The organism is Methylobacter sp. sgz302048 (genome assembly GCF_052162025.1).
Taxonomy (GTDB): Bacteria; Pseudomonadota; Gammaproteobacteria; order Methylococcales; family Methylomonadaceae; genus Methylobacter.
Window position 1 is genome coordinate 3442936 of sequence record NZ_CP197401.1, and the last position, 21186, is coordinate 3464121.

Consider the following 21186-nt stretch of genomic DNA (forward strand, 5'->3'; position numbering starts at 1 on the left):
GGCAAGAAATGGAATCTCTGCCCTTTATCAACATCGTTCTCCGGTACTCGTTTGGAGCTATGTGATGAATCAGATTCAGAATCTTACCCGCCATACCCGCCTTCTGGAGATCGTCGGTGATACCGTGAGAGTGCGTGCCACGGGACGGACTTTCGGCGAAATGGCCAGCGTTGAAAACACGGACGGCGAGACATCCCTGGCGAAAGTCGTCGATTTAGACCGTGACATTGTCAGCCTGCAAGTGTTTGCCGGCGGCAAAGGTTTATCGACCGGCGCGACGGTTACGTTTCTCGGACGCAGCCTGGACGTCGTGTATTCTCCGAATATTTTAGGACGGATTTTCCGCGGTTCCGGCGAACCCATCGACGGCGGCCCGGACCTGACTGCAGATCCGCGCATTCCGGTGGCCGGGCCGACCGTCAATCCGGCCATGCGCGTCATGCCGTCGCATATGATCGAGACCCGGGTGCCGATGATCGATTTGTTCAATTGTCTGGTTGAAAGCCAAAAGATCCCTATTTTCTCGGTTGCCGGCGAACCCTATAACGAACTGCTGGCGCGCATCGGCTTTCAGGCCAACGCCGACGTGCTGGTATTCGGCGGCATGGGATTGATTTTCGACGATTATCATTTCTTCCGCACGTCTTTCGAAACTCACGGCGTATTCCACCGTACCGTCATGTTCGTCAATCAGGCGTCCGATCCCCTGGTCGAGCGCCTGATGATACCGGACATGGCGTTGGCGGTGGCCGAGAAAATGGCGGTGGATGAAAACAAGCGCGTGCTGGTGTTATTGACCGACATGACCGCCTATGCCGATGCGATGAAAGAGTTGGGCGTGGCTCAGGAACGCATTCCGGCCGTGCGCGGCTACATGGGCGATCTGTACACGCAGTTCGCGCAGCGCTATGAGAAGGCCTGCGATTTCAAAGGCGCCGGCTCGCTGACCATCCTGACCGTCACCACCATGCCGGGCGACGATGTGACGCATCCCGTGCCGGACAATACCGGCTATATCACAGAAGGCCAGTTTTATCTGCACGACGGCATTATCGATCCGTTCGGCTCCCTGTCGCGCCTGAAGCAGCACGTCGTCGGCAAGGCGACGCGCGAAGACCACAGCCAGATCATGAACACCATGATCCGTTTTTATTCCGGCGCCGTCGAAGCGCAAAAGAAGCAGGCAATGGCTTTCGAATTGTCGCCTTTGGATCACAAGTTATTGAAGTTCGGCAGGCTGTTTAAGGAACGCTTCATGGACATCAGTGTTTCCCTGGGCGTCATCGATGCGCTGGATTTATGCTGGCAGACGCTGGCGGAATGTTTCACGCCCGAGGAACTGCTGATGAAAAAGAATCTGGTCGACAAATATTTCCCGCAGCAGGTTTCCGCAACGAACCGGGAGTAGTCCTCCATGGCCAAGTTGAAACTCAGCAAGCAGGCATTGCATCAGCAGCAGGAACAGTTAAAGCTGTACAAGCGCCTGCTGCCTTCGCTCGATTTGAAACGCCGGCAACTGACGATGGAAGCGCAGAAGGCCCAGAATGAATACACTGAAGCGCTGTCCGCCAGCGAAGCGCTGGAAACACGCATCGGCCAGGAATTGCCGATGCTGGCTGACGAAAGCCTGCGTTTGCGGGACTTGGTCGAGGTAACCGGTTACCGGTTAGGCGAACAAAATGTCGTAGGTGTGAGGCTGCCGGTGCTGGAATCGCTCGACTGCCGGATCGCGGAATACTCGCCTTTGATCACGCCGCCCTGGATCGACATACTGGTGCAGCGCTTGAAGGATGCCATCACCAGCCGGCTGCGCGCTGAAATTGCCGGCCAGCGGCTGGAGATTCTGCGCGTGCAGTTGCGCCGGGTGACCCAACGCGTCAATCTGTTCGAAAAAATTCTGATTCCGACCGCGCATAGCAATATTCAACGCATCCGGATATATCTGGGTGAAGCCGAACGCGCCGCCGTGGTCACTTCGAAACTCGCCAAATCGAAACAATTGAAGGAGCGGGACGTGCTAACGGAGGGCCCGGCGGAATGAGCATAGCCCGTCTGAACAAGGTCACTTTTGTCGGCTTGACGGAAGACCGGGAACGCTTGCTGCAGGATTTACAGAATCTGGGCTGTCTGCATATCGAACCGCTGGCCCCGGAATCCGAGACGCCTGCCACCGCCGTCGGCCCTAGCGGGGGAGCGCGGGAAGCGCTGCAATTTCTGCGCGAATATCCGCATCGAAGGCGGCAAAGCCGGGACATCAGCCGTTTCGATGCCTTGGAAATCGAAGGCAAGACGCTCGATGTCCGGCGGCGATTGCTGGAACTCACCGATGAGCGCGATTTTTTGATCAAGCGCATTCAGGACATGCGTCCGTGGGGCGATTTCGCTTTTTCGCCGCTGCCTGAAATGGGCAATCTCCGCTTCTGGTTCTATGTGGTGCCGCACCGCGATATGCCCAGAGTGGCGGAACTGGGGTTGCCCTATGAGATCGTCAAAAAGGATAACCGTAATAATTATGTTGTGGTCATTTCCGAAAACGAACCTGAAGGCATGCCCGTCAATCGCACGCATATCGGCTACCAGCCCCGGCATGTTTTGGAGGCGCAGCTTGAAGACGTGGAACTGGCCATCGAGGACGTGCAGGCGGAACGCGCCTATCTGACCCGCTGGTACGCATTACTCAAAGACAATATCGCCACCCTGGAAGATCAAGCCGCATTGACAGCCGCGCTGAATCAGACTTACACGCGCCATGAAATGTTCGGGTTGCGCGGCTGGGTGCCGCAGGATCACCTCCCGCAGCTGACCGATCATGCGCGCCGCCACCGGGTGCATATCGATAGCCGGGAAGCAGAGCCGGAGGAAAACCCGCCGACTTATCTGGAGAATCCGTCCTGGCTTTCGGCCGGCGAGGATCTGGTCAATTTCTACATGACGCCGGGTTACCGTACCTGGGACCCTTCACCGGTCGTGTTCATCTCTTTCGCGCTGTTTTTCGCGATGATCCTGGCCGATGCCGGCTATGCGCTGCTGCTGGGCATTCTGCTGCTCTTCTTTTGGCGCAAGATGGGCGCTTCGCGGGCAGGAAGACGCTTCCGGCCTTTGTGCCTGGCCATCATTGGCTTTTCGCTGCTTTACGGAATGCTGATCGGCAGCTATTTCGGCGTCGCGCCGCCTAGCGGTACGCCGCTGGCGGCGCTGCATGTATTGGACATGAGCAATACCAACCTGATGATGGCCATTTCAGTCTTTATCGGCTGCATACATGTCATTTTGGGAGCCTCGATGGATGCGATGCGACATAAGAACCTTATAGAAGGGCTCGAATCGGTCGGCTGGGCCTGCGTCGTCACGGCCGGGCTGGTTTTCCTGATTTCTACGGCTTATGCGCCTGGTGTTCTGAAACCGCTGTCAGTGCTGCTCGCCGGAGCGGGCGCACTCCTGGTGCTGCTGTTTGCGGCGCCTTACGATAAGCCTTTGAGCCGACTGCTGAAAGGCCTTCTCGGCCTGACCAAAGTGACCGGCGCTTTCGGCGACGTGCTCAGCTATCTGCGCTTATTCGCACTGGGTCTCGCCAGTGGCGCCCTGGCGCTGGAATTTAACCGCATGACCACAAGCATCTATGACGCCATGCCGGGGGTAGGCATTGTTTTCGGTTTCCTGGTACTGCTGCTGGGTCATACGGTCAATCTCGTACTGGGACTGGCGAGCGCCGTCATTCACGGTTTGCGACTTAACGTTATTGAGTTTTTTAATTGGGGATTGAAGGAGGAAGGATGGCAGTTCAAGCCTTTCCGCCGCAACGAGAGATGAGACCATAGCACACGACAAGACTACTTCGGTTTTCTCTGTAACTTTTAGACGACAGGAGGTTCGCAGTGGATTCAATCATCATATCATTAGGCTGGCTGGGCATGTTCGCTCCGCTGGCTTTGGGCGCAATCGGCAGCGGGATCGGTTGTGCCCGCGCCGGCATGGCGGCTTGCGGCGCACTGTTGGATCTGGAAAGCGGATACGGCCGGTTTATCGGTGTCGCCGCGATGCCTTCCTCCCAGACTATCTACGGTATTGTCGTCACCATGGCGCTCAGGCGCGATCTGACCATCGACAATTCGCCCGGCATTTTCGGCATAGGCATCCTCACCGGACTGGCTTTGATGATTAGCGCCTTTGCTCAAGGCAGCACCTGTGCTGCGGCCATCAATGCCTCGAAAAACAAACTGGAGGTTTTCGGCATTTCCCTGGCGCCGGCCGCGTTGGTGGAAGGTTTTTCGGTGTTCTCATTCGTCTTTGCGCTGGTGCTGTCCGGCGGCATTCCCAAATAAGCTGACGGGGGCAAATTATGTCGGAAAATATCAGCGACACTACCAGTGTACAGGCGTTAATCGACAGAATCCGCGATCAGGGCGTACAGAAAGCCAGAGAGGATGCCGCGCGCATTCTCGCAGAAGCGGAAGCCAAAGCGGCGCAACTCATCAGCGATGCGAAAAAAGAGACCGACCAGATGCGCGCCGAGACGACTTCGGAAATTGAAGCCGAGCGCGCCGCGGCATCGGAAGCCTTGAAACTTTCCGCGCGCGATACCGTACTGCAACTGAAAAATCTGGTGTCCACGGCCTTCGAAGGCTTTGTGCGCCGCCTGGTGACAACCGCTACGCAAGACCAGGAGTTGCTCAAGAATCTGGTTTTAGTTTTGGCCGGTCATAGCGTAGACGAGTTCATCAAGGATAAAGACATTCAAATTATGCTCTCCGAAGCCGTATTGGCCGGGCAATCCGATCCAAAGCTTCGGGATTTGGGCAAACAGGTCATATTGAGTTTATCCAGCGACATGCTGCGCCAAGGTGTTGAACTGCGGCCGGACAGCAGCATCTCGGGTGGCGCGAAAGTGCGTCTGGTCAACGAACAGCTGGAAATCGACTTATCTGACAAGGCGATCGCCAAAATGCTGGCAGAGCGCCTGTCCCCGCGTTTACAAGCCATATTGGCGGGCATCGAGTAGAGGCTGACCGGATTATGAAGGATTACTATACCGTCGTCGCGAGTCTGCCGCACCTGCCCTACTTTGCCGATGCCGAGCGCTTGCCGCTGACCCGCTTGCGCCTGGAACAGCGCCTGCGCATGCTTGACGAGAGCGAAACCCGGCAAATCTATCTGGCCGAAAGACTGGTGGGCTGGCGGCCATCGTCGACCGCCCAGTTCGGCAGCGGCGCCAAAGCCATCGAGCGGATAAACCGCAGCCTTCAGGACATCAGTGAACCGGTGTTACGGGAATTCGTGGAATACCGTCTGGATATGCAAACGCTGCTTGCCGCGTTACGCATCAGGCAAGCCCAGCGAATCCCCCCCGGCGCTGAAATCTGGGGCATGGGCAGCCATGTCAGACGGATCGAAGCGAACTGGGATGTCCCCGATTTCCATCTGAGCCACGTCTATCCGTGGCTGCTCGAAGCCGACCGCCTTATAGCCGCTGCCGATGCCGTCGCTCTGGACCGCTTATTGATGGAGGTCGTATGGCGACACCTGTCGCGCCTGGCTGATACCAATCCTTTCGGTTTTGAACCGATCGTCGCCTATGTGTTTCAGTGGGATATCCTGCAAGCCTGGCTGCTTCGCGATGCCGATACCGCGAAACACCACTTCAAAAAATTGATCGATGAGGTTAAACATGTCCAGTGAAAAAACCGGCGCCGTCTTTGCGACCGTGATTGGCGTCAAGGAAAGCTTGATATTGATCGAGTTCGATGAATCTGCCGACGTGATGAAAAACGAAGTCGGTTATGTGCACGTAGGCGATGAACGGCTCAAGGCCGAAATTCTCCGGGTTCGCGGGCGGACCGCAGACATGCAGGTATTCGAGGACACCCGCGGCGTGCGGGTCGGCGACCGGGTGGAACTGTCCGGCGAAATGCTGTCGGCCACCCTGGGCCCCGGCCTGCTTGGGCAGGTTTTCGACGGCTTGTTGAATCCTTTGCATGTGCTGGCAGAAAAATACGGCTTTTTCCTGCCGCGCGGCGTTTCGATTTCGCCGCTGGACCCCGATAAAAAATGGCAGTTCACGCCGGCGATAGAAATTGGCGTCACATTGCCGCCCGGCGGCGTCCTGGGATCGGTACCGGAAGGGCCCTTCAAGCACAAGATCATGATTCCTTTCAATGAAGCGGAACCGGTCAAGGTAACCTGGCTCCGCAGCGACAGTTACAGCATCGATGAGGTTGTCGCGCGCTATCAAACGCCTGCCGGAGAGGAGCGGGAATTAACCCTGGCCCAGCGCTGGCCGATCCGGCGGCCTATCCCGGAAAACCTGCTGCGCAAGCGCTATATCGAACGGCAGTTTCCGGCCATACCGCTGACTACGGCAACCCGCATCATCGATACCTTTTTTCCCATCGCCCAAGGCGGCACCGGCTGTATTCCGGGGCCATTCGGCGCCGGTAAAACGGTCCTGCAAAGCCTGATCGCGCGTTACTCCAGCGTCGATATCGTGATTATCGTCGCTTGCGGCGAGCGAGCCGGCGAGGTCGTCGAGACCATTCACGAATATCCCGAAACGGCCGATCCCCGCACCGGAGGGACGTTGATGGACCGGACGATCATTATCTGCAACACGTCTTCAATGCCGGTTGCGGCGCGTGAAGCCTCCATCTATACCGGCATCACCCTAGGGGAATATTTCCGGCAAATGGGCTATCACGTCCTGCTCATCGCCGATTCAACGTCGCGCTGGGCACAGGCAATGCGCGAAACATCAGGCAGGATGGAGGAAATTCCGGGCGAGGAAGCGTTTCCAGCTTATCTCGATTCGGCCATTAAAAATCTATATGAACGCGCCGGTGTCATCCGTTGCGCCGACGGTAGCACCGGCACGCTGACACTGATCGGTACCGTTTCCCCGGCGGGCGGCAATTTCGAGGAACCCGTCACGCAATCCACTTTGGGCACGGTCAAAACGTTTCTGGGTTTGTCCGCCGACCGCGCCTATAAACGCTTTTATCCGGCCATTGATCCACTGCTGTCGTGGTCGCGGTATCTGGATCAACTGGCGCCATGGTTCAAGAGCGAACTTGACCCGCAATGGATTAGCGACGTTAAAGACATGATGGCTTTATTGGAGCGCGGCGACGGCATTTATCAGGTCATGCAGGTTACTGGCGAAGAAGGCATTTCCTTGGAAGACTTCATCGAATGGCAAAAATCGGTGCTTTTAGACATGGCCTATCTGCAGCAGGACGCCTTTGACGAAGTGGATGCCAACATGCCGCGCGAGCGACAGTTAGCCAGTTTTCGCTTATTGAAAAAGCTGTTGACGGCCGAATTTAAATTTCAGGATAAAGATGCCGCGCGCGATTTCTTTACCCGAATTACCGGGCTTTATAAAAACTGGAACTACAGCCGTGCGGATTCGCCGGATTACGAACGATACATGACGGAAATCGAGCAGCTTGCCGGGCAATATCAATCACCCCACCTCATGCCGTAAATAATTCATGGACAATGATGCGATCGGGTCGGTCAATTTTTTTGTCCATGTTATGGCTGGCATGCAGCGACGCCAGTGTTGGATGCGTATCCAAGCAGAATGATCAGGGCAAATAAACTTGGCACAGTAAGGTTAAGCCCTCTCATGACAATCCTCCAGTGACAGATTAATTGCGATGACTATAAAAAATAGGGTTAGGGAAATTGCCTCGTGCCAGTCACGCGGTTAAAAATTTCAGTTTTCTTCTGCGGGTAAGGCAATATCACCCTGCATTTGCATTGATGACCTGATATCAGGGTGGAGGCACGGGCATATAAACGACGCCGCCGCTGCCGTAAGCCTGGGTATACCAGGTGGATCCGCACTGATAATAAGTCACCCCTCCAACGACTGTGGGACTGGCGGCGCAGGGTGGGCTCGCGGCCCCTGAAGGTGGGGGTGCGGTCTGGACCACCGTCGTGGATGGTTCGGTAGAAGACGATGACTCGCCCGTCGCATGGCCCGCAATGGCACCCACCGCTGCGGCGCCGACCGCCACGGCCGCGACTTCGCCATCATCCCAGTTGTCCTCGTCATAAGAATAGCCGGCTGGTGGTGGACGGGAGCCGGGAGGGTAATAGGACTGCGCGGCCTGTTGCCGGCTTTGCTGCGCTTGTTGCTGCTGCGCTTGCCGACTCTGTTGCGTTTGTTGACCGTATTGCTGCCGGCTCTGCTGCGCCTGTTGTCCGTATTGCTGTCGACTCTGTTGCGCTTGTTGTCCGTATTGTTGTCGATTCTGCTGATGTTGTGCCGCCGAACCGGAATAAGCCTGACGGGAAACCCCGCTGCCTTGGGCGCGTCCCGCTCCGGCCGAGAAGCTGCCACTGGCCGCAGTCCCGCTTCGGGAGAAGCCTCCTCCGCCCCCAATTCCGCGGGCGGATACATCATCAACGGTTCCCATCAGGAAAATGAATGCCGCTATAACGGCCGTAACAATCACTGAAGGTTTAGTATTCATTTCTGTCCTCCGGTTTGCTCTGAGGGTGTTGCCCCCTGAGACGTGGGTTGGGGCAACTGCGCCACAAAGGCGATCTTCTGTGCCCCTTCGGGTGGAGTGAACGCGAATTGGGAATTATCGATCTCAGGCGCCAGATTCCAATCGGAAAACTGCGCCCGGAACTGAGGTTGACCTTCCTCGTTCTTGTAAGTCAACACCACGCGTAGCGGCAACGGCTGGGAGCCCTCCGCGATCCAGACCTGATAATCCACCGTCTCGGTTTGTCCGGCCAGGTGATGGGCCGGCGACCCTTGGATTTCGGTTCTCTCCACATAGTCAAGCGCTTGGGTTCTTTTTTCGAGTTCGCTCGGCAAACGGCTGGTCAAGAGCATGGCAAGCGGCAATCGCATGTGGAGATCTCTCAGGAAATACATGACCGCCTCGTCGATTCCGCCGGGCTTTGTAACTTGCGCATAGATGTTCAAGGTCGGATTGAACACCGTGATATCCTTGCCATCGTACTGGACGAGATGTTTATCGCCATTGCTATGGTCCGCTTCGATGCGCAGCCCGTTAGGACGGCTCAGTGTGACCTTCCGTCTCTCCCCGAATTCGATTTTCTGGCCGGACTCCTGGACTACATCGTAATTGTCCTGGATGTTCACACTGTACTGTGGAGTATTGGCCAGAAACTCGGCCATACGCATCAGAATACCTCTAGCGTCCGCCGACTCTGCCACAGCTTGCGTTCCCGGTGTCCGGGCTGCCGACGGTTCAGGGCGTGTCGCTGCCCGCTCCTGCGCACAGCCCGCTATTATCGCCAAAAGTACCACGCACAGCGCCATGCGTATTTCCGGATGTCGTGTCGTCTTCATGAACGCCCTCCTTCAATGATAAGGGTTGAAATGTCGTTATGATCATGGTTTTTCTGCTTTATTCCCGTTCCTCCTTTTGACCATTGATACCGTACTGCTACTGGTGTTCCGATGCAGCAAGCTCCCATGGACTTATATTGTCCAGATGGAATCATCGCAGACCACAAGTCCCGAATTGGCTATTCCACGGTATGCCCTAATGCTTCCAGGCAGGAGGCCATGGCCCGATTATAGTTGTCGAGGCCGGGAGGGCTCGCCGTCTCGGCTTTTTTTGCTGGTTCCACTCCTTGAACGCACAATCTATCCAGCCTGCAGTTACGCCCGATGGCAGCCCCGGCAGCCGCTCTCCATACGCTGCCCATGGAGGGCGTATTTTCCGGTAGCGCCACGGCTCGGCTCGATGACTGAGCCGGTGGATTGGCGGGATCGAAATCGGACTGCTACACAGCCCATGCATGGCAATGATTCTGGTCCTGTTGCCGCTGCGCAGGGCTTTGTCTGGATTTGAGATAGATCATCAAGTCACCTTGTGCCAATACGTGCAAAATCCCTATTCCGCTCAAGTCGACTGCCCGCCTCGCAGCGCTCGGTCAACCATTCTTCACAACCCAACGTACCAGTTTTGGGCTGAAGCCCACTCCCTCGGAATGCAGCCATCTTCACTGTCCAGGAAATCCTTTAGCCGTCATACACGAGACATAAGCCTGATTATAAGTATTGGCCGCCGCTTCGGACGACTGTTGGTTCGTCGTGCCTTGGCGACGCTGCTGACGCTGTTTGGCTGCACCAGCGACCACGCCCACTTTGGCAGCATCCTGCATCTGATTCTTGGTGTATTCCTCGGCCATTTCGTCCGGCACATTGCCGTACTGATTCGCCTTGGATTTACCCTTGGCCGCACCCGCCATGGCTCCGGCCGTCGCACCGCGGGCTCGGCCGCCAGCCTGCGGCTCTGTCTTAGTGGGGGCTGCGCTGAGGTTATAGCCGCTTTGCTGCTGGGCTATGCTCTGGCATTCGGCCTGTGCCTGTTGAAGTGTAATTTGGCCTTGCGCCTGTGCCGCACTGGCTAGGATCAAACCGGCTCCACCGATCATCAAACTTATGGACTTTGTATCAAACTTGATCTACCTCCACTAAGCTGTTTATTGAAATATAGGCAGAACTTACCGAAATACAGACAGCTCTTTAAACATAAATATTCAATATTCACACCCATCGTGCTTAATGACTCTTGAAATGCGATTCCTCCCTAAGTATTGCTCAGGCAGTTCTGGGTCTATTCGGCCAATTCAAGGCGGCTATTGCATTAACAGCAGGCGTTATAGGTTTCGGTGAACTACGCCCCTAACTACGCCTGTTTTGTGTCGGGATTAGCAGCCACCCACTGCATGAAGATCTGATAGCCCAGTGTCAGCAAGGTCGCTCCAACGAACATGCCTAGAATACCGCTGGTTGCCATTCCACCCAGAGCGCCCAGCAGTATCACGGGCATTGGAGCACCGACTCCGCGACCCAGCATCAGCGGTTTCAGGACGTTGTCAGACAAACCGCCGATGAACAGTAGAACCGTATAGCTGATAGCTGCCACGGTAGTATAGTCCCCACTAGACCAGATATAGCCAATTACTGGTAAGATAACAATGATGGCCGGAATCTGCGCGATGCCCAGAACCAGCACAATCAGGGACAATCCTCCTGCCAAAGGAACACCGGCGATGATCAATAATAGTCCAATAATAATGGACTGGATCGAAGCGACCCCGAGGATACCTAGGGCGACTGCGCGAATAGTGGATGTAGAGAGTGTTATAAGTTCTCCGCCTCGCGCGGTGCCGACAATGCGATCGAAAATAGCTCGCATATTCTGGACGCCGGCCTCACCGAAGGCCATCATGATTCCAGCGATGATGAAGGAGAACAGGAACATAGCGAGACTGCCTCCTATGCTGGCAACCATTGCCAAGGCCTTTTTCGATAGCTCACCGATTTTCGGTTGCATGCTCTGCACAAAAGACGGCAGATCAGCATGGACTTTTGACCAAACACCGTACACCTTCTTGCCAACAACCGGCCACTCAGCCACCGCCTGAGATGGCGAGGGAATCTGCAAAGTATTATCCCTTATGCCATTGATCAAATGATCAACGGAATCGCCTAGCGAGTTGACCAGCACGGTAGTGGGCACCACGATCAGCAATATACCTGCCAACACTATCACCGTAGCCGCACGTCCCTGCTTAGCTCCCATCTTGTTTGCCAGCTTTTGATGGGGCGGATATAGGGTTACCGCCAGAATCAGAGCCCACACCATCAGGGAAAGAAAGGGGGAAAAAATCTCGTAGCACAGTATGACCATGGCGAGAATTAATCCGGCTCGGATGAAAACATCCATCAGTCGGTCGGACAAACGCTTTTCTAGGTCGGGATCAAAGTTGGACGGCACATTCATGTTTTCATTCCTTTATCTGGTACTGTCAAGTTGTCGGCAACGTAGAGCAAGGGCTCTTACGATGGACACGCTTCATCGTCAATTGACGGGATAAATGCTCTCAGGCAACACTATGGGCACACGTTAGCTCCAAATGCCCGACGACGAGCGCCGCGATAGTCGGCGGCTATCTCGTAACGATGGCGAGCTCGGAAAAGGTTGCTGACGTGGACATGAACCGATAAGAAGGTTTGGGGGTTCTGTTGCGTTAGCAGAGAGCGTCGTTTTCGGTAAGCTATTGCGCTCACCCAACACCGCGTAAATTACTCTCATGATTAATTTTAAAGGACACCGATATGAAAAAGCCATCATCCTGATCTTTATCCGCTGGTACTTGGCTTACCCGCTGAGCTACCGAAACCTGAAGGAAATGATGGCTGAACGGGGTGTGCCAATTGATCATTCCAACATTTACCGCTGGGTCCGAAAATTCACGCCGAAGCTGGAAGCCGCATTAACCAAAATCTATCCGCTGCAGGACAGTTTTATTCATTGGCTGCCTAAAACCAGCTTGGAATAGCCAAGTTGCGATTGACGGAAATTAACGCAACAGAACCCATGCTTCTTGTCTAATCGCGGCATTATTAGCCTAGTCCAATTATATTTTATTCATTTCGTTCAAGATCAAAACCAAGCGGACTGTCTGTCTGCTTGATCGTTTGCCAACGAGTCTGTGTATTTTTTATCTTCAGATAATGCCGGCGCTGGCGTTGCGTATCGTTTTGAGCACTTTTTCCTGGCTGATGCGAGGGCTGTGGCGAGGCCACTATCTCAGGCTGTAACAGCTCGCTATTCAACTCAAAATCCATTTTGATACGATGTGCAGCCAGTTCAGCTGCTTTTTGGTTTTTGAAGGGGCCTGCGATCACCTGATAAGAGCCGTCTTTTTCAACTTTTCGCGCCGGGATTGGCGGACCTTGATGATTGAGCATCGCCGCCAGTTGCTGCGCCTCCCCCTCGTTGTCGAAGGCGGCGACTAAAATCGCCCAGTCGCTGCCGGTCAATTTTGGGACCTTCGGTGTCCCGTAGAAATGCTTGGGATGCTCCAATTCCGGCGTGTTCGCGACGAGCTCCGGTAAATCCGGGCTGGCCGTCAGTATCGGAGCGGGAATGCCGTCGGCGCTTTGCAGGATGCGGTCGACTTTTTCCCAATCGATCGCTACATTTCGCTTGGCGCTGATTTGCTTCAGATCATTGATCAATTTCTTTTTCAGCTTGGACTTTTGCTTGGCCCATTTCTCAAGCGGCTCATGGGCTTCCAGGTATAGCATGTCCCCTTTCCATGCCGTCATATAAGGCTGGTGTATGATCCGCACCGGCATCCCGACCGGCTTTTTTTTGAACAGCACTTCGATGTCTTCGGGGTAAAGACGCACACAACCGTGGCTGACTTGCATGCCGACGCCATAAGGCTTGTTGGTGCCATGGATCAGGTAGCGTTTAAAACCTAACTGTAGCGCATGTTTGCCGAGGGGGTTGTCGGGACCAGAGGGCACTGCTTGGGGCAGCGGATCGCCTTTTGCCGCGTGTTCCCGGCGAATGGACTCCGGGACCATCCATGTCGGGTTGGCGGTTTTTGCGATGATAGTGGTTTGCCCTAATGGGGTATTCCAGTTTTGACGGCCAATACCGATTGGATAGGTAAACAAGGTGTCCGATTGTTTCGGAGGGTAATAAAACATCCGCATGCTCGCCAGATTGAGCACGATGCCTTTACGCGGCGCATCGGGCAGGATGAACTGCAACGGCAGCAGCACACGTGCGCCTGCTTTAGGTGTCCAAGGGAGGATAGTGGGGTTGGCAATGGTGATCTCGTTATAGCCCAAGCCGAAATGCCGGGCAATGTCGGGCAAGGTGTCACCATCGCGCGCATTGATCATGGCAAGACTGCCAACGATGTTGTGGTCTTTGTCGAGAGCGAATTTGCGGGTGGCGATGTCGGCAAGTTTCGGCTGGCGGTCGGAAAGTTTCGGTTGGCGCTCGTCTGCCGCGTCCGGCAAGGAGATTATGGGAGGCGGTGAAAAGTCTATATAAGCGGGCTCAAGCTGGCATCCGCCGAGCAAGCCGGCGGCCAGCAGCACGAAAGGCAAGACTATTCCCGTATGTGGCAGGCCAACCGATGTTTTTTCCAATGTCTTCACTTCGCCGCAGTTGCTTTTCAAGATGAAGTCAGCATGGAGCAATACAGAAGTAATAACACCATTCTGTAACGCCCCACGCAGGTTATTCGTTATTGAGGCATCAAAGGAAGTGTAGAACCAATTTTCACGTCGCTAGTAGCTTGCAAAATGTTTTCTATTTGCACAAAACGTGCAGCAACGGTTTTTGATGTGGCTTTTGCGATTTTGCCATAATATTTTTCAAGCAGTGCCGTGCGTTTTTTGCGGAAATCAAACATGCGTTTGACCAGTTTGTCTGCTTCTGCACCCTTAATGTTGTCAATCTTATCCGCATAATCTTTGATGACTGCCAGACGCTTGTCATTTAACTGTTTCAATTCAGTGTCATAACGATCGTATTGACCCAGAAACTTTTCTTCTTGTTCTGGGGGCAGTTTCATCGCTTTCTTGATGAAGTCCAATTTCTCCATACGCAGACTGAAACGGAACATATCGAGTGCCTTTCCTTCATCAGCCGCAACTGCGGTTTCGGCTGCTTCTTTCACAGCTTTGTCGTGACCTTCGACGGGGGCAGTTGTTTCTGCTTGTGTAATATTTATCGCAGGAAGACTAACGGCGGCAATAGCGCAAATAAAGGCTAGGTATTTATATTTCATTGGCTACTCCTAAATTTTAATAGTAAATTGAGGATATGTTTATTCAGCGTTGAATATTTGCCAGTAAATCACATCGAATTTGACCGCATAAATTAACCTGAGTTCGTATATGGGCTCCTCCCGTTTTGACAGATTAGTGTTTTAGTTGGATAGTCACGCCCAGGGGAAAAGAAAACTTTAAATCCTGCTGACTCCCGGTCAATACGATTATTACGCCACGATCATTCTTTAACGCAATAGCCTCTGCGCCCCCTCCGACGTTAACACTGGCTTTTACGCCGTGATAAATACCATTAAAGTCATTCACACTCTTGAGGTTATAGACAGCTCCGTCAACTGCAAGGCTTGATACGCCGGCATCAGCGATACTCAGCCCTTTTATATCGTATTCGTAATCCCGTCCTTGAAAACTTAGGGTACCAGTCCCCGCAGCAACAGGCCCTGCGGACATATGAACAACACCGTCCATTTTCCTGCCGGCAACCGTTGGTTCGCGGTTGCCTTCCACGATGACATGCTGGGGGAAAACCAGCACCGGAAGCAACGAGCTGGTCAATGTAATAATTGCATCGGCAACCGTATCCATCGTCTGGGCTCGCACCTCAACCAGATTTTCTTTCCTGATGATCTCCACTGGCTGAGTCGTCCAAACCGGAATCATTCCATAGAAAAGATACCAATTCTTGTACTCCTTTTTAAACTCGGCCGGTTCTTCTCGGGACAAAATGCGCACCTCGCGGCCTGGAGGCGCGTCCAGTTTCGTCTGGAAACAACCTGATAGAAGCGCCAAGCTGAGAATCAATTGGATGAAGCGAAATAGATGCATAGTCTTATATCACATTCCCATCGTTTCATTATTTCCCAACGGTATCGCCTTGTGGCTCAACCTGTTGAGCATTACCTTCCGGTCCTGGATTGCCTTCGACGATCAGTGTCCGCCGGATGAAGCCGAACGGACTTGTGAAGGTACTGATGAGGCCGTCGGCCACGGTGTTGAGCATAAGGATGCGGGCCTCATTGAGATGTTTGTCATGGATAATCGTTGCCGCGTGCGTTTCTGGCTCAGAAAAGGGCTCGTTCCCCCAGTACTTGAACCAGACAACCTGCTCCACTTTCACTTGTGCAGGCTTTTTCTCCGCCATTAAATTGATGTTGCTCCCGCGAGGGGCATCGAGATAAATTTCGCCACAGCCAGCCTGGACAACTGCCATTATGGCGAGCAGGAATAGGCGTTTCATGCATGACCTGATATCTCTATGGCTTCTTTCCTCATTGAACAGCTTGTCGGTCGAAGAAGCCGAAGGCTGAGATTGGGGGTTGCCCTCTTTCCTGGCCTCGTTCATGTGCTGCCATTTGTCCAGCATATAGTTAAAGCTCACGCGACGAATATCGATACATTGCCACAACATCGCGGCTTGCTTGCTGTTAACTCTTAATCTAGCTCTATGTCCTTTTAATCTTGTCATTTGTTTAGAGAACTCCATTAAGATCGCCGCTATTTTTTTGTGGAAACAGTGGACACCACGTAGCGCTTGTTGAGTCTAGTAATAAAAATACGCCGCTTTTACTGAAGATCCTTTCTTCTTCTAGAAGTTCAATGTGAACTTCGTTAGTGCCCAATCAGCTACGGCGCGGCCAAGAAGCAGATTCTCAAGAGTATCGAGCACCAGCAAAGCCGGTATCTAAATAACCGGGCTGATAGCTCACATCAGCCAACACGGCAACGTGAGCGACAGATGCAGCGGCATGAGGGAGCCATATCCCGCTCAGGCTTTCGATGACTGCCTGAAGTTAACATGACAATGCCCCGGAGAGCTGCTGCCCGGATTTGAACCGGGCCCAGGAGGAAACTGTCTATCAAATCGTGAGCCACCGGGAAGCCAACCGCCGGGCCGTGGTAATGGCAAGCGATCGGGCCCGTCCTGACAGCCACACGGTTTCGTCAACTAAAATCCAAAATGCCTATGACTACTCCCGTCGATCCCCATTTACTCTATCAAGACTGGCTCCTGACTGAAACCCAATTCATTCCTGACCAGCTTAACTACAAGGAAACCGTCTTCACCATCGGCAACGGTTACCTGGGCACGCGCGGCAGTCTGGAAGAAGGTTATCCCGGTTCCAACTCCGCCACCTTGATTAATGGCGTTTACGACGATGTCCCCATTTTCTTTACAGAACTCGCCAACTGTCCTAACTGGCTGCCTTTGACGATTGCTGTAGAAGGCGAAGAATTTCGCCTCGACCGGGGAGAACTTGTCAGCTACCAGCGCCAGCTCGATCTCAAGCAGGGACTTCTCAGCCGCAAGCTTCGCTGGCGCAGCCCCAAGGGCAAAACCCTCGACATCGCTTGTGAACGATTCGCCAGCCAGGCGGACCAGCACATACTGGCCTTGCGCTGTCAGATTACCCCCGTCGATTGTGAGGGGGATTTCAAAGTGTATGCAGGCATTGACGGTACCCCGGAAAATGACGGTTTCAACCACTGGGTGATCCTCGACCAAGGTCATGACGCAGAAAGCGATGGCAGTCCCAGCGCCTGGCTGCAAGTCCGCACCCGCAAATCTCGCATTGAACTGGGGATGGCTGCCAAATTGACCCTCGCTGGGGCAGAAGGAAAGATACAGGATGCCAGCGTCTCGGAAGCACCTACCCTCGCTGCCGCCTTTCACGCTGCCGCCGGCCAGACCGTCACTCTGGAAAAGACCGCCACCGTCTTGACCTCCCGAGAAGTTCCCAATCCTCTGGCAACAGCCAGAGAGAAATTGGCCTCTCTTCCCCCTTATCTCGAACTGTTGGCGGCACAAGAACGAGCTTGGGCAGAGGTCTGGCAGAAAAGCGACATTGAAATTGAAGGCAACAGCCAGTCCCAACTGTTGCTGCGCTACAATCTCTTTCAACTCTTAATTGCTGCTCCCCGCCACGACGATCGCGTGAGCATTCCCGCCAAAACCCTCTCCGGCTTGGGCTATCGCGGCCATATCTTTTGGGATACGGACTTTTTCACCTTCCCCTTCTTCATCCACACCCAGCCGGAAATTGCCCGCAACCTGCTCAGCTACCGCTACCACACCCTGGAAGGGGCGCGGCGCAAGGCCGCCCACTATGGCTATCGGGGAGCCATGTATGCCTGGGAAAGTGCCGCCACTGGCGATGATGTAACTCCCCGCTGGGGCATTGCGGAACATCCTTATGGTGAAGACGTTTCCATCAGGTGCAGCACCCGGGAAATCCACATCAGTTCCGTCGTGGCACACGCAATTTGGTGGTACTGGTACAGCACTCAGGATGACGCGTGGATGCGGGACTGCGGCGCGGAGATCATCCTCGATACCGCCCTCTTCTGGAGCAGCCGGGTCGAGTATGATGTCAAGCGCGAGTGCTGGTCAATTCTGGGCGTCATCGGTCCGGACGAATATCATGACGATGTCAACAACAGTGCCTTTACCAACCGACTGGTGCAGTGGCATTTAGAGAAGGCGCTGCAAATCTACGACTGGCTCGAGCAGAACTTCCCAGAGAAGGCAGTACAGCTGACAGAGAAGTTGCAATTAACCGCCAAGCGCCGCCGTCGCTGGCAGGACATTGTCGAGCACCTCTGGTTTCCCTACGACCCGGAAACCGGACTGATCGAACAGTTCGATGGCTTCTTCAAATTAGAAGACATCGACCTCTCCCAATACGAGCCTCGTACCTCGTCCATGCAAGCCATCCTGGGTATTCAAGGGGCGAACCAGCGGCAAGTGCTGAAGCAGCCTGATGTATTGATGCTCCTCTACATAATGGGATTGTCCCCGGAAACCGACTACGGAGTCGAAGTACTCAAGAAAAATTGGCAGTACTACGGCCCCCGCACCGACCTGACCTACGGTTCCTCCCTCGGTCCCGCGATTCACGGGCTGGTAGAAGCCGCCGTCGGCGAAGAGGAAAAATCGTATCAATACGTCCGACTGGCTGCCCTCGTCGATTTGGAAGACAACCGGGGCAACGCCGCCCACGGCATTCACGCTGCCTCTTGCGGCAACATCTGGCAGGCGGTCATCTTCGGCGTCGCCGGCGTGAAATTCAGCGAAGGCGGCCCTACTGCCAACCCCCAACTGCCGCCCACTTGGAAGCGCCTCAAATTCAAGCTCCACTGGCGCGGTCAGTGGCACGACTTCGATCTCCAGCCGGCAGTTGGCAGTGCCAAACCGGAAATTCGCGGCTTTGTCTTCGACCTCGACGGCGTAATCACCGATACTGCCGAATACCACTACCAGGGCTGGCAGAAACTGGCAGATGAGGAAGGTCTGCCTTTCGACCGCCAACAGAATGAGGCCCTGCGAGGGCTGTCGCGCCGGGAATCCCTGCTGCGGATTGTGGGCGATCGCCAGTACAGCGAAGCCCAAATTCAAGAGATGATGGAGCGCAAAAATCGCTACTACCAGGAACTCATTCAGAACATCTGTCCGACTGATCTACTGCCGGGAGCGATGGCGTTTATTGAAGAATTGCGGGCAGCGGGACTGAAGATTGCCCTCGGCTCGGGCAGTAAAAATGCCCGAACCATCATCGACCGCCTGGGAATTGCCAACTGCTTCGATGCTGTTGCCGATGGCTATAGTGTACAGCGATCCAAACCCGCTCCCGACTTATTCCTCTATGCTGCCCAGCTACTGGGACTGAACGCCGCCGAATGCGTCGTGGTCGAAGACTCCGCTGCCGGTATCGAAGCTGCCCGGGCAGGAGGGATGTATTCCCTCGGATTGGGACCGGCAACAAGGGTAGGAGCGGCTGACGTTGTCTTGTCCGGCCTGGAAAGTGCCCATTGGGCACCTCTAAAAACGGCATTGTCACGTTAACTTCAATCGCGCAGCTTCAGCCGCCGCCTGACCAAATGCCACGAGTTATCACAAGCATTAGCCGAGTTTTGCAGCCGGGCTGGCGAAAAGCTCAGCCTCCCTAGTTGGCTTAGGTAATATTCAGGTTTCTATTACCTTATGGCTCAAATTCAACGGATATAAGTAGTCGAAATTCAATCGGCACCGACAAGCCTTGTATCTCGCAGAGAAAATAAAGATGAATGCCCAAGCCAGTGATCGCGAAAAAGTTCGAATCCGTCAAGCAGCGGGTTTACTGTATCAAGCCAGCCGTCCGATTCGAATTTTGAGGACTATCAACTGGCCGAGCGAGGTCAAAGACGTGTTTTTCGCCAAGGGTGCCCAAGAGCTTCCCCAAGTCAGCTACACGCCCATCGATCCTGCGCCTGTTCTGGAAGCCGTACGTGAAGCACGCCGCTTGATTGTACCTTCGTCTTCCATCGATCTGTGGCTGGAAAGGCAAGCCGATGGGCTCGAGCGCGCGGCCAGAATGCTCGCTAACGTAGGCACGCCTGCTTTTTTTGAATATTCCCGCCAGCTTTATGGTGAACCTACTACACCCTTGCGCTACTTTCCCCATACCCCCCTGGAATTGTCCCAGAGCATTTGCGATACGATCGATCAGCTTATCCGTATCGAGATGGACATTGCGCCACCCGAATACCATACTGCCGAGAAAGTGGCCGGAGACATTGAACGCGCGGTCCAAAAACATTTCGGCGAGAGTGCCCCCAAGATAGAACTGGTCGATAAGCTTTCCGCCAATGCGCTGGCCACAGCAAGCACCATCCGCATCCGCCGTAACGCTCGCTTCACCGATCGCGATGCCAGCCAGCTCTTAAATCACGAAGCTTACATTCATGTTGCCACTTCCCTCAATGGCCGCGCCCAAACTGACCTGCCCATTCTTGCGGCAGGACATCCAGGCACGACGAGGACTCAGGAGGGACTGGCTGTGTTCGCGGAACTCATCAGCGGCTCAATGGAATTGGACAGAATGCGGCGGCTGGCCGATCGGGTCTTCGCCATCCAGATGGCTGTTGATGGCGCGGATTTCCTGGAGGTATACCGCTATTTTCTGGAGCGGGTCGGCGACCGCGATCAGGCTTTCGAGAATGCTCGTCGGGTATTTCGGGGAGGAGTTATCACAGGCGGCGCACCGTTTACTAAAGATGTGGTTTACCTGTTCGGACTGCTGGGAGTCGGCAATGCCATTCGCACCTTCTTCGCCTCCGGTCGCTCCGACTGTCTGAAGCTACTCTTTTGCGGAAAGCTGGATTTCCTGGACATCCCTGCCCTCTGCGAGCTTTATGAGATGGGCTTGTGCAAAGCGCCCCGCTATCTGCCGCCCTGGGTGAGTGATCCGCGCTATTTGCTGGCGCTTCTGACTTACTCGACTTTCATGAACAAGATGGATATGGAACCGTTATTGATCGTTGCTCAAAAGCTTCTGGAGGCCGCGCCAGTGGTCAAACTGTAACAAAATTATCATTAATGAGAGAAATTGGTCGGTTACTCCTGCTCTAGAATGATGACATAAATTCTGACTCACTTCTTGATGCCATAAGGCAACAAACGTTAAAAGATGAGCAGCAAATAGGGGGCCGAAATGAATAATCATATTGCAAGACTGGTGATCACAAAATGCATTCAATCTAGGTTGCGATGATGCTGGCCTGCCTTCAGCACGTAAACTTTTAGAGGTAGAGCTGCTGCTGTCTGTTTTCGTAAAATT

18 protein-coding genes and 1 pseudogene are annotated in these 21186 nt (G+C 54.2%); 10 read left to right on the plus strand and 9 right to left on the minus strand.

The genetic code is table 11. The annotated features are described in order from the left end of the window. The first annotated feature begins 64 nt into the window (after positions 1 to 64). The 7 genes from ACTNE6_RS15155 (at position 65) to ACTNE6_RS15185 (ending at position 7477) form a co-directional block, all read left to right on the plus strand. Positions 65 to 1408 carry a V-type ATP synthase subunit B gene (locus tag ACTNE6_RS15155; protein WP_442497329.1) on the plus strand — a complete coding sequence of 448 codons (1344 nt, stop codon included), beginning with the start codon at positions 65 to 67 and terminating at the stop codon, positions 1406 to 1408. A 6-nt stretch (positions 1409 to 1414) separates the two neighbouring features. Beyond that, positions 1415 to 2041 (plus strand): V-type ATP synthase subunit D, encoded by a 627-nt coding sequence (locus ACTNE6_RS15160; RefSeq protein WP_442497330.1) that lies wholly within the window; start codon positions 1415 to 1417, stop codon positions 2039 to 2041. Then, on the plus strand, positions 2038 to 3810 hold the full coding sequence (locus tag ACTNE6_RS15165) for a V-type ATP synthase subunit I (RefSeq protein ID WP_442497331.1): 1773 nt from the start codon (positions 2038 to 2040) through the stop codon (positions 3808 to 3810). The genes ACTNE6_RS15160 and ACTNE6_RS15165 overlap by 4 nt, the downstream gene beginning before the upstream one ends. A 65-nt stretch (positions 3811 to 3875) precedes the next feature. Next, complete coding sequence (locus ACTNE6_RS15170) at positions 3876 to 4322, plus strand: ATP synthase subunit C (RefSeq protein WP_194972078.1); 447 nt, start codon at positions 3876 to 3878, stop codon at positions 4320 to 4322. Between the two features lie 17 nt (positions 4323 to 4339). Beyond that, positions 4340 to 4999 (plus strand): hypothetical protein, encoded by a 660-nt coding sequence (locus ACTNE6_RS15175; protein ID WP_442497332.1) that lies wholly within the window; start codon positions 4340 to 4342, stop codon positions 4997 to 4999. A gap of 14 nt (positions 5000 to 5013) precedes the next feature. Next, positions 5014 to 5676, plus strand: a complete 663-nt coding sequence (locus ACTNE6_RS15180) for a DUF2764 family protein (protein WP_442497333.1) — start codon at positions 5014 to 5016, stop codon at positions 5674 to 5676. Beyond that, positions 5666 to 7477: a V-type ATP synthase subunit A gene (locus tag ACTNE6_RS15185; RefSeq protein ID WP_442497334.1), complete on the plus strand. Its 1812-nt coding sequence runs from the start codon at positions 5666 to 5668 to the stop codon at positions 7475 to 7477. The genes ACTNE6_RS15180 and ACTNE6_RS15185 overlap by 11 nt, the downstream gene beginning before the upstream one ends. A gap of 292 nt (positions 7478 to 7769) precedes the next feature. On the opposite strand, the gene ACTNE6_RS15190 is transcribed toward ACTNE6_RS15185, so the two are convergent. The 5 genes from ACTNE6_RS15190 to ACTNE6_RS15210 form a co-directional block, all read right to left on the minus strand. Continuing rightward, positions 7770 to 8474 (minus strand): hypothetical protein, encoded by a 705-nt coding sequence (locus tag ACTNE6_RS15190; protein WP_442497335.1) that lies wholly within the window; start codon positions 8472 to 8474, stop codon positions 7770 to 7772. Next, complete coding sequence (locus ACTNE6_RS15195) at positions 8471 to 9328, minus strand: DUF2092 domain-containing protein (protein ID WP_442497336.1); 858 nt, start codon at positions 9326 to 9328, stop codon at positions 8471 to 8473. The genes ACTNE6_RS15190 and ACTNE6_RS15195 overlap by 4 nt, the downstream gene beginning before the upstream one ends. Positions 9329 to 9507: 179 nt before the next feature. Continuing rightward, positions 9508 to 9717 (minus strand): hypothetical protein, encoded by a 210-nt coding sequence (locus ACTNE6_RS15200; protein WP_442497337.1) that lies wholly within the window; start codon positions 9715 to 9717, stop codon positions 9508 to 9510. Between the two features lie 270 nt (positions 9718 to 9987). Further along, positions 9988 to 10404: a hypothetical protein gene (locus ACTNE6_RS15205; RefSeq protein WP_442497338.1), complete on the minus strand. Its 417-nt coding sequence runs from the start codon at positions 10402 to 10404 to the stop codon at positions 9988 to 9990. A 272-nt stretch (positions 10405 to 10676) separates the two neighbouring features. Continuing rightward, a complete protein-coding gene (locus ACTNE6_RS15210; protein WP_442497339.1) occupies positions 10677 to 11777 on the minus strand; it encodes an AI-2E family transporter in 1101 nt (366 codons plus the stop codon). Positions 11778 to 12087: 310 nt separating this feature from the next. Between ACTNE6_RS15210 and ACTNE6_RS15215 the strand changes: the two are divergent. Continuing rightward, positions 12088 to 12264 (plus strand): annotated as a pseudogene (locus ACTNE6_RS15215) (IS6 family transposase); the annotation flags it as partial. Between the two features lie 157 nt (positions 12265 to 12421). Here ACTNE6_RS15215 and ACTNE6_RS15220 read toward each other — a convergent pair. The 4 genes from ACTNE6_RS15220 to ACTNE6_RS15235 all read right to left on the minus strand — a co-directional run bounded on the left by ACTNE6_RS15220 (position 12422) and on the right by ACTNE6_RS15235 (position 16058). Next, positions 12422 to 13897 (minus strand): L,D-transpeptidase family protein, encoded by a 1476-nt coding sequence (locus ACTNE6_RS15220; protein ID WP_442497340.1) that lies wholly within the window; start codon positions 13895 to 13897, stop codon positions 12422 to 12424. A gap of 149 nt (positions 13898 to 14046) precedes the next feature. Beyond that, complete coding sequence (locus tag ACTNE6_RS15225) at positions 14047 to 14592, minus strand: hypothetical protein (protein ID WP_442497341.1); 546 nt, start codon at positions 14590 to 14592, stop codon at positions 14047 to 14049. Between the two features lie 133 nt (positions 14593 to 14725). Continuing rightward, on the minus strand, positions 14726 to 15418 hold the full coding sequence (locus tag ACTNE6_RS15230; protein ID WP_442497342.1) for a hypothetical protein: 693 nt from the start codon (positions 15416 to 15418) through the stop codon (positions 14726 to 14728). Between the two features lie 28 nt (positions 15419 to 15446). Beyond that, the gene (locus ACTNE6_RS15235; protein WP_442497343.1) at positions 15447 to 16058 is read right to left on the minus strand and encodes a helix-turn-helix domain-containing protein; all 612 of its coding nucleotides are present in this window, start codon (positions 16056 to 16058) and stop codon (positions 15447 to 15449) included. A gap of 498 nt (positions 16059 to 16556) precedes the next feature. Here ACTNE6_RS15235 and pgmB point away from each other — a divergent pair, with 498 nt between their 5' ends. Continuing rightward, the gene (gene pgmB, locus ACTNE6_RS15240; RefSeq protein ID WP_442497344.1) at positions 16557 to 19433 is read left to right on the plus strand and encodes a beta-phosphoglucomutase; all 2877 of its coding nucleotides are present in this window, start codon (positions 16557 to 16559) and stop codon (positions 19431 to 19433) included. Between the two features lie 304 nt (positions 19434 to 19737). Further along, complete coding sequence (locus tag ACTNE6_RS15245) at positions 19738 to 20931, plus strand: flavohemoglobin expression-modulating QEGLA motif protein (protein ID WP_442497345.1); 1194 nt, start codon at positions 19738 to 19740, stop codon at positions 20929 to 20931. The last annotated feature ends 255 nt before the right edge of the window (positions 20932 to 21186 follow it).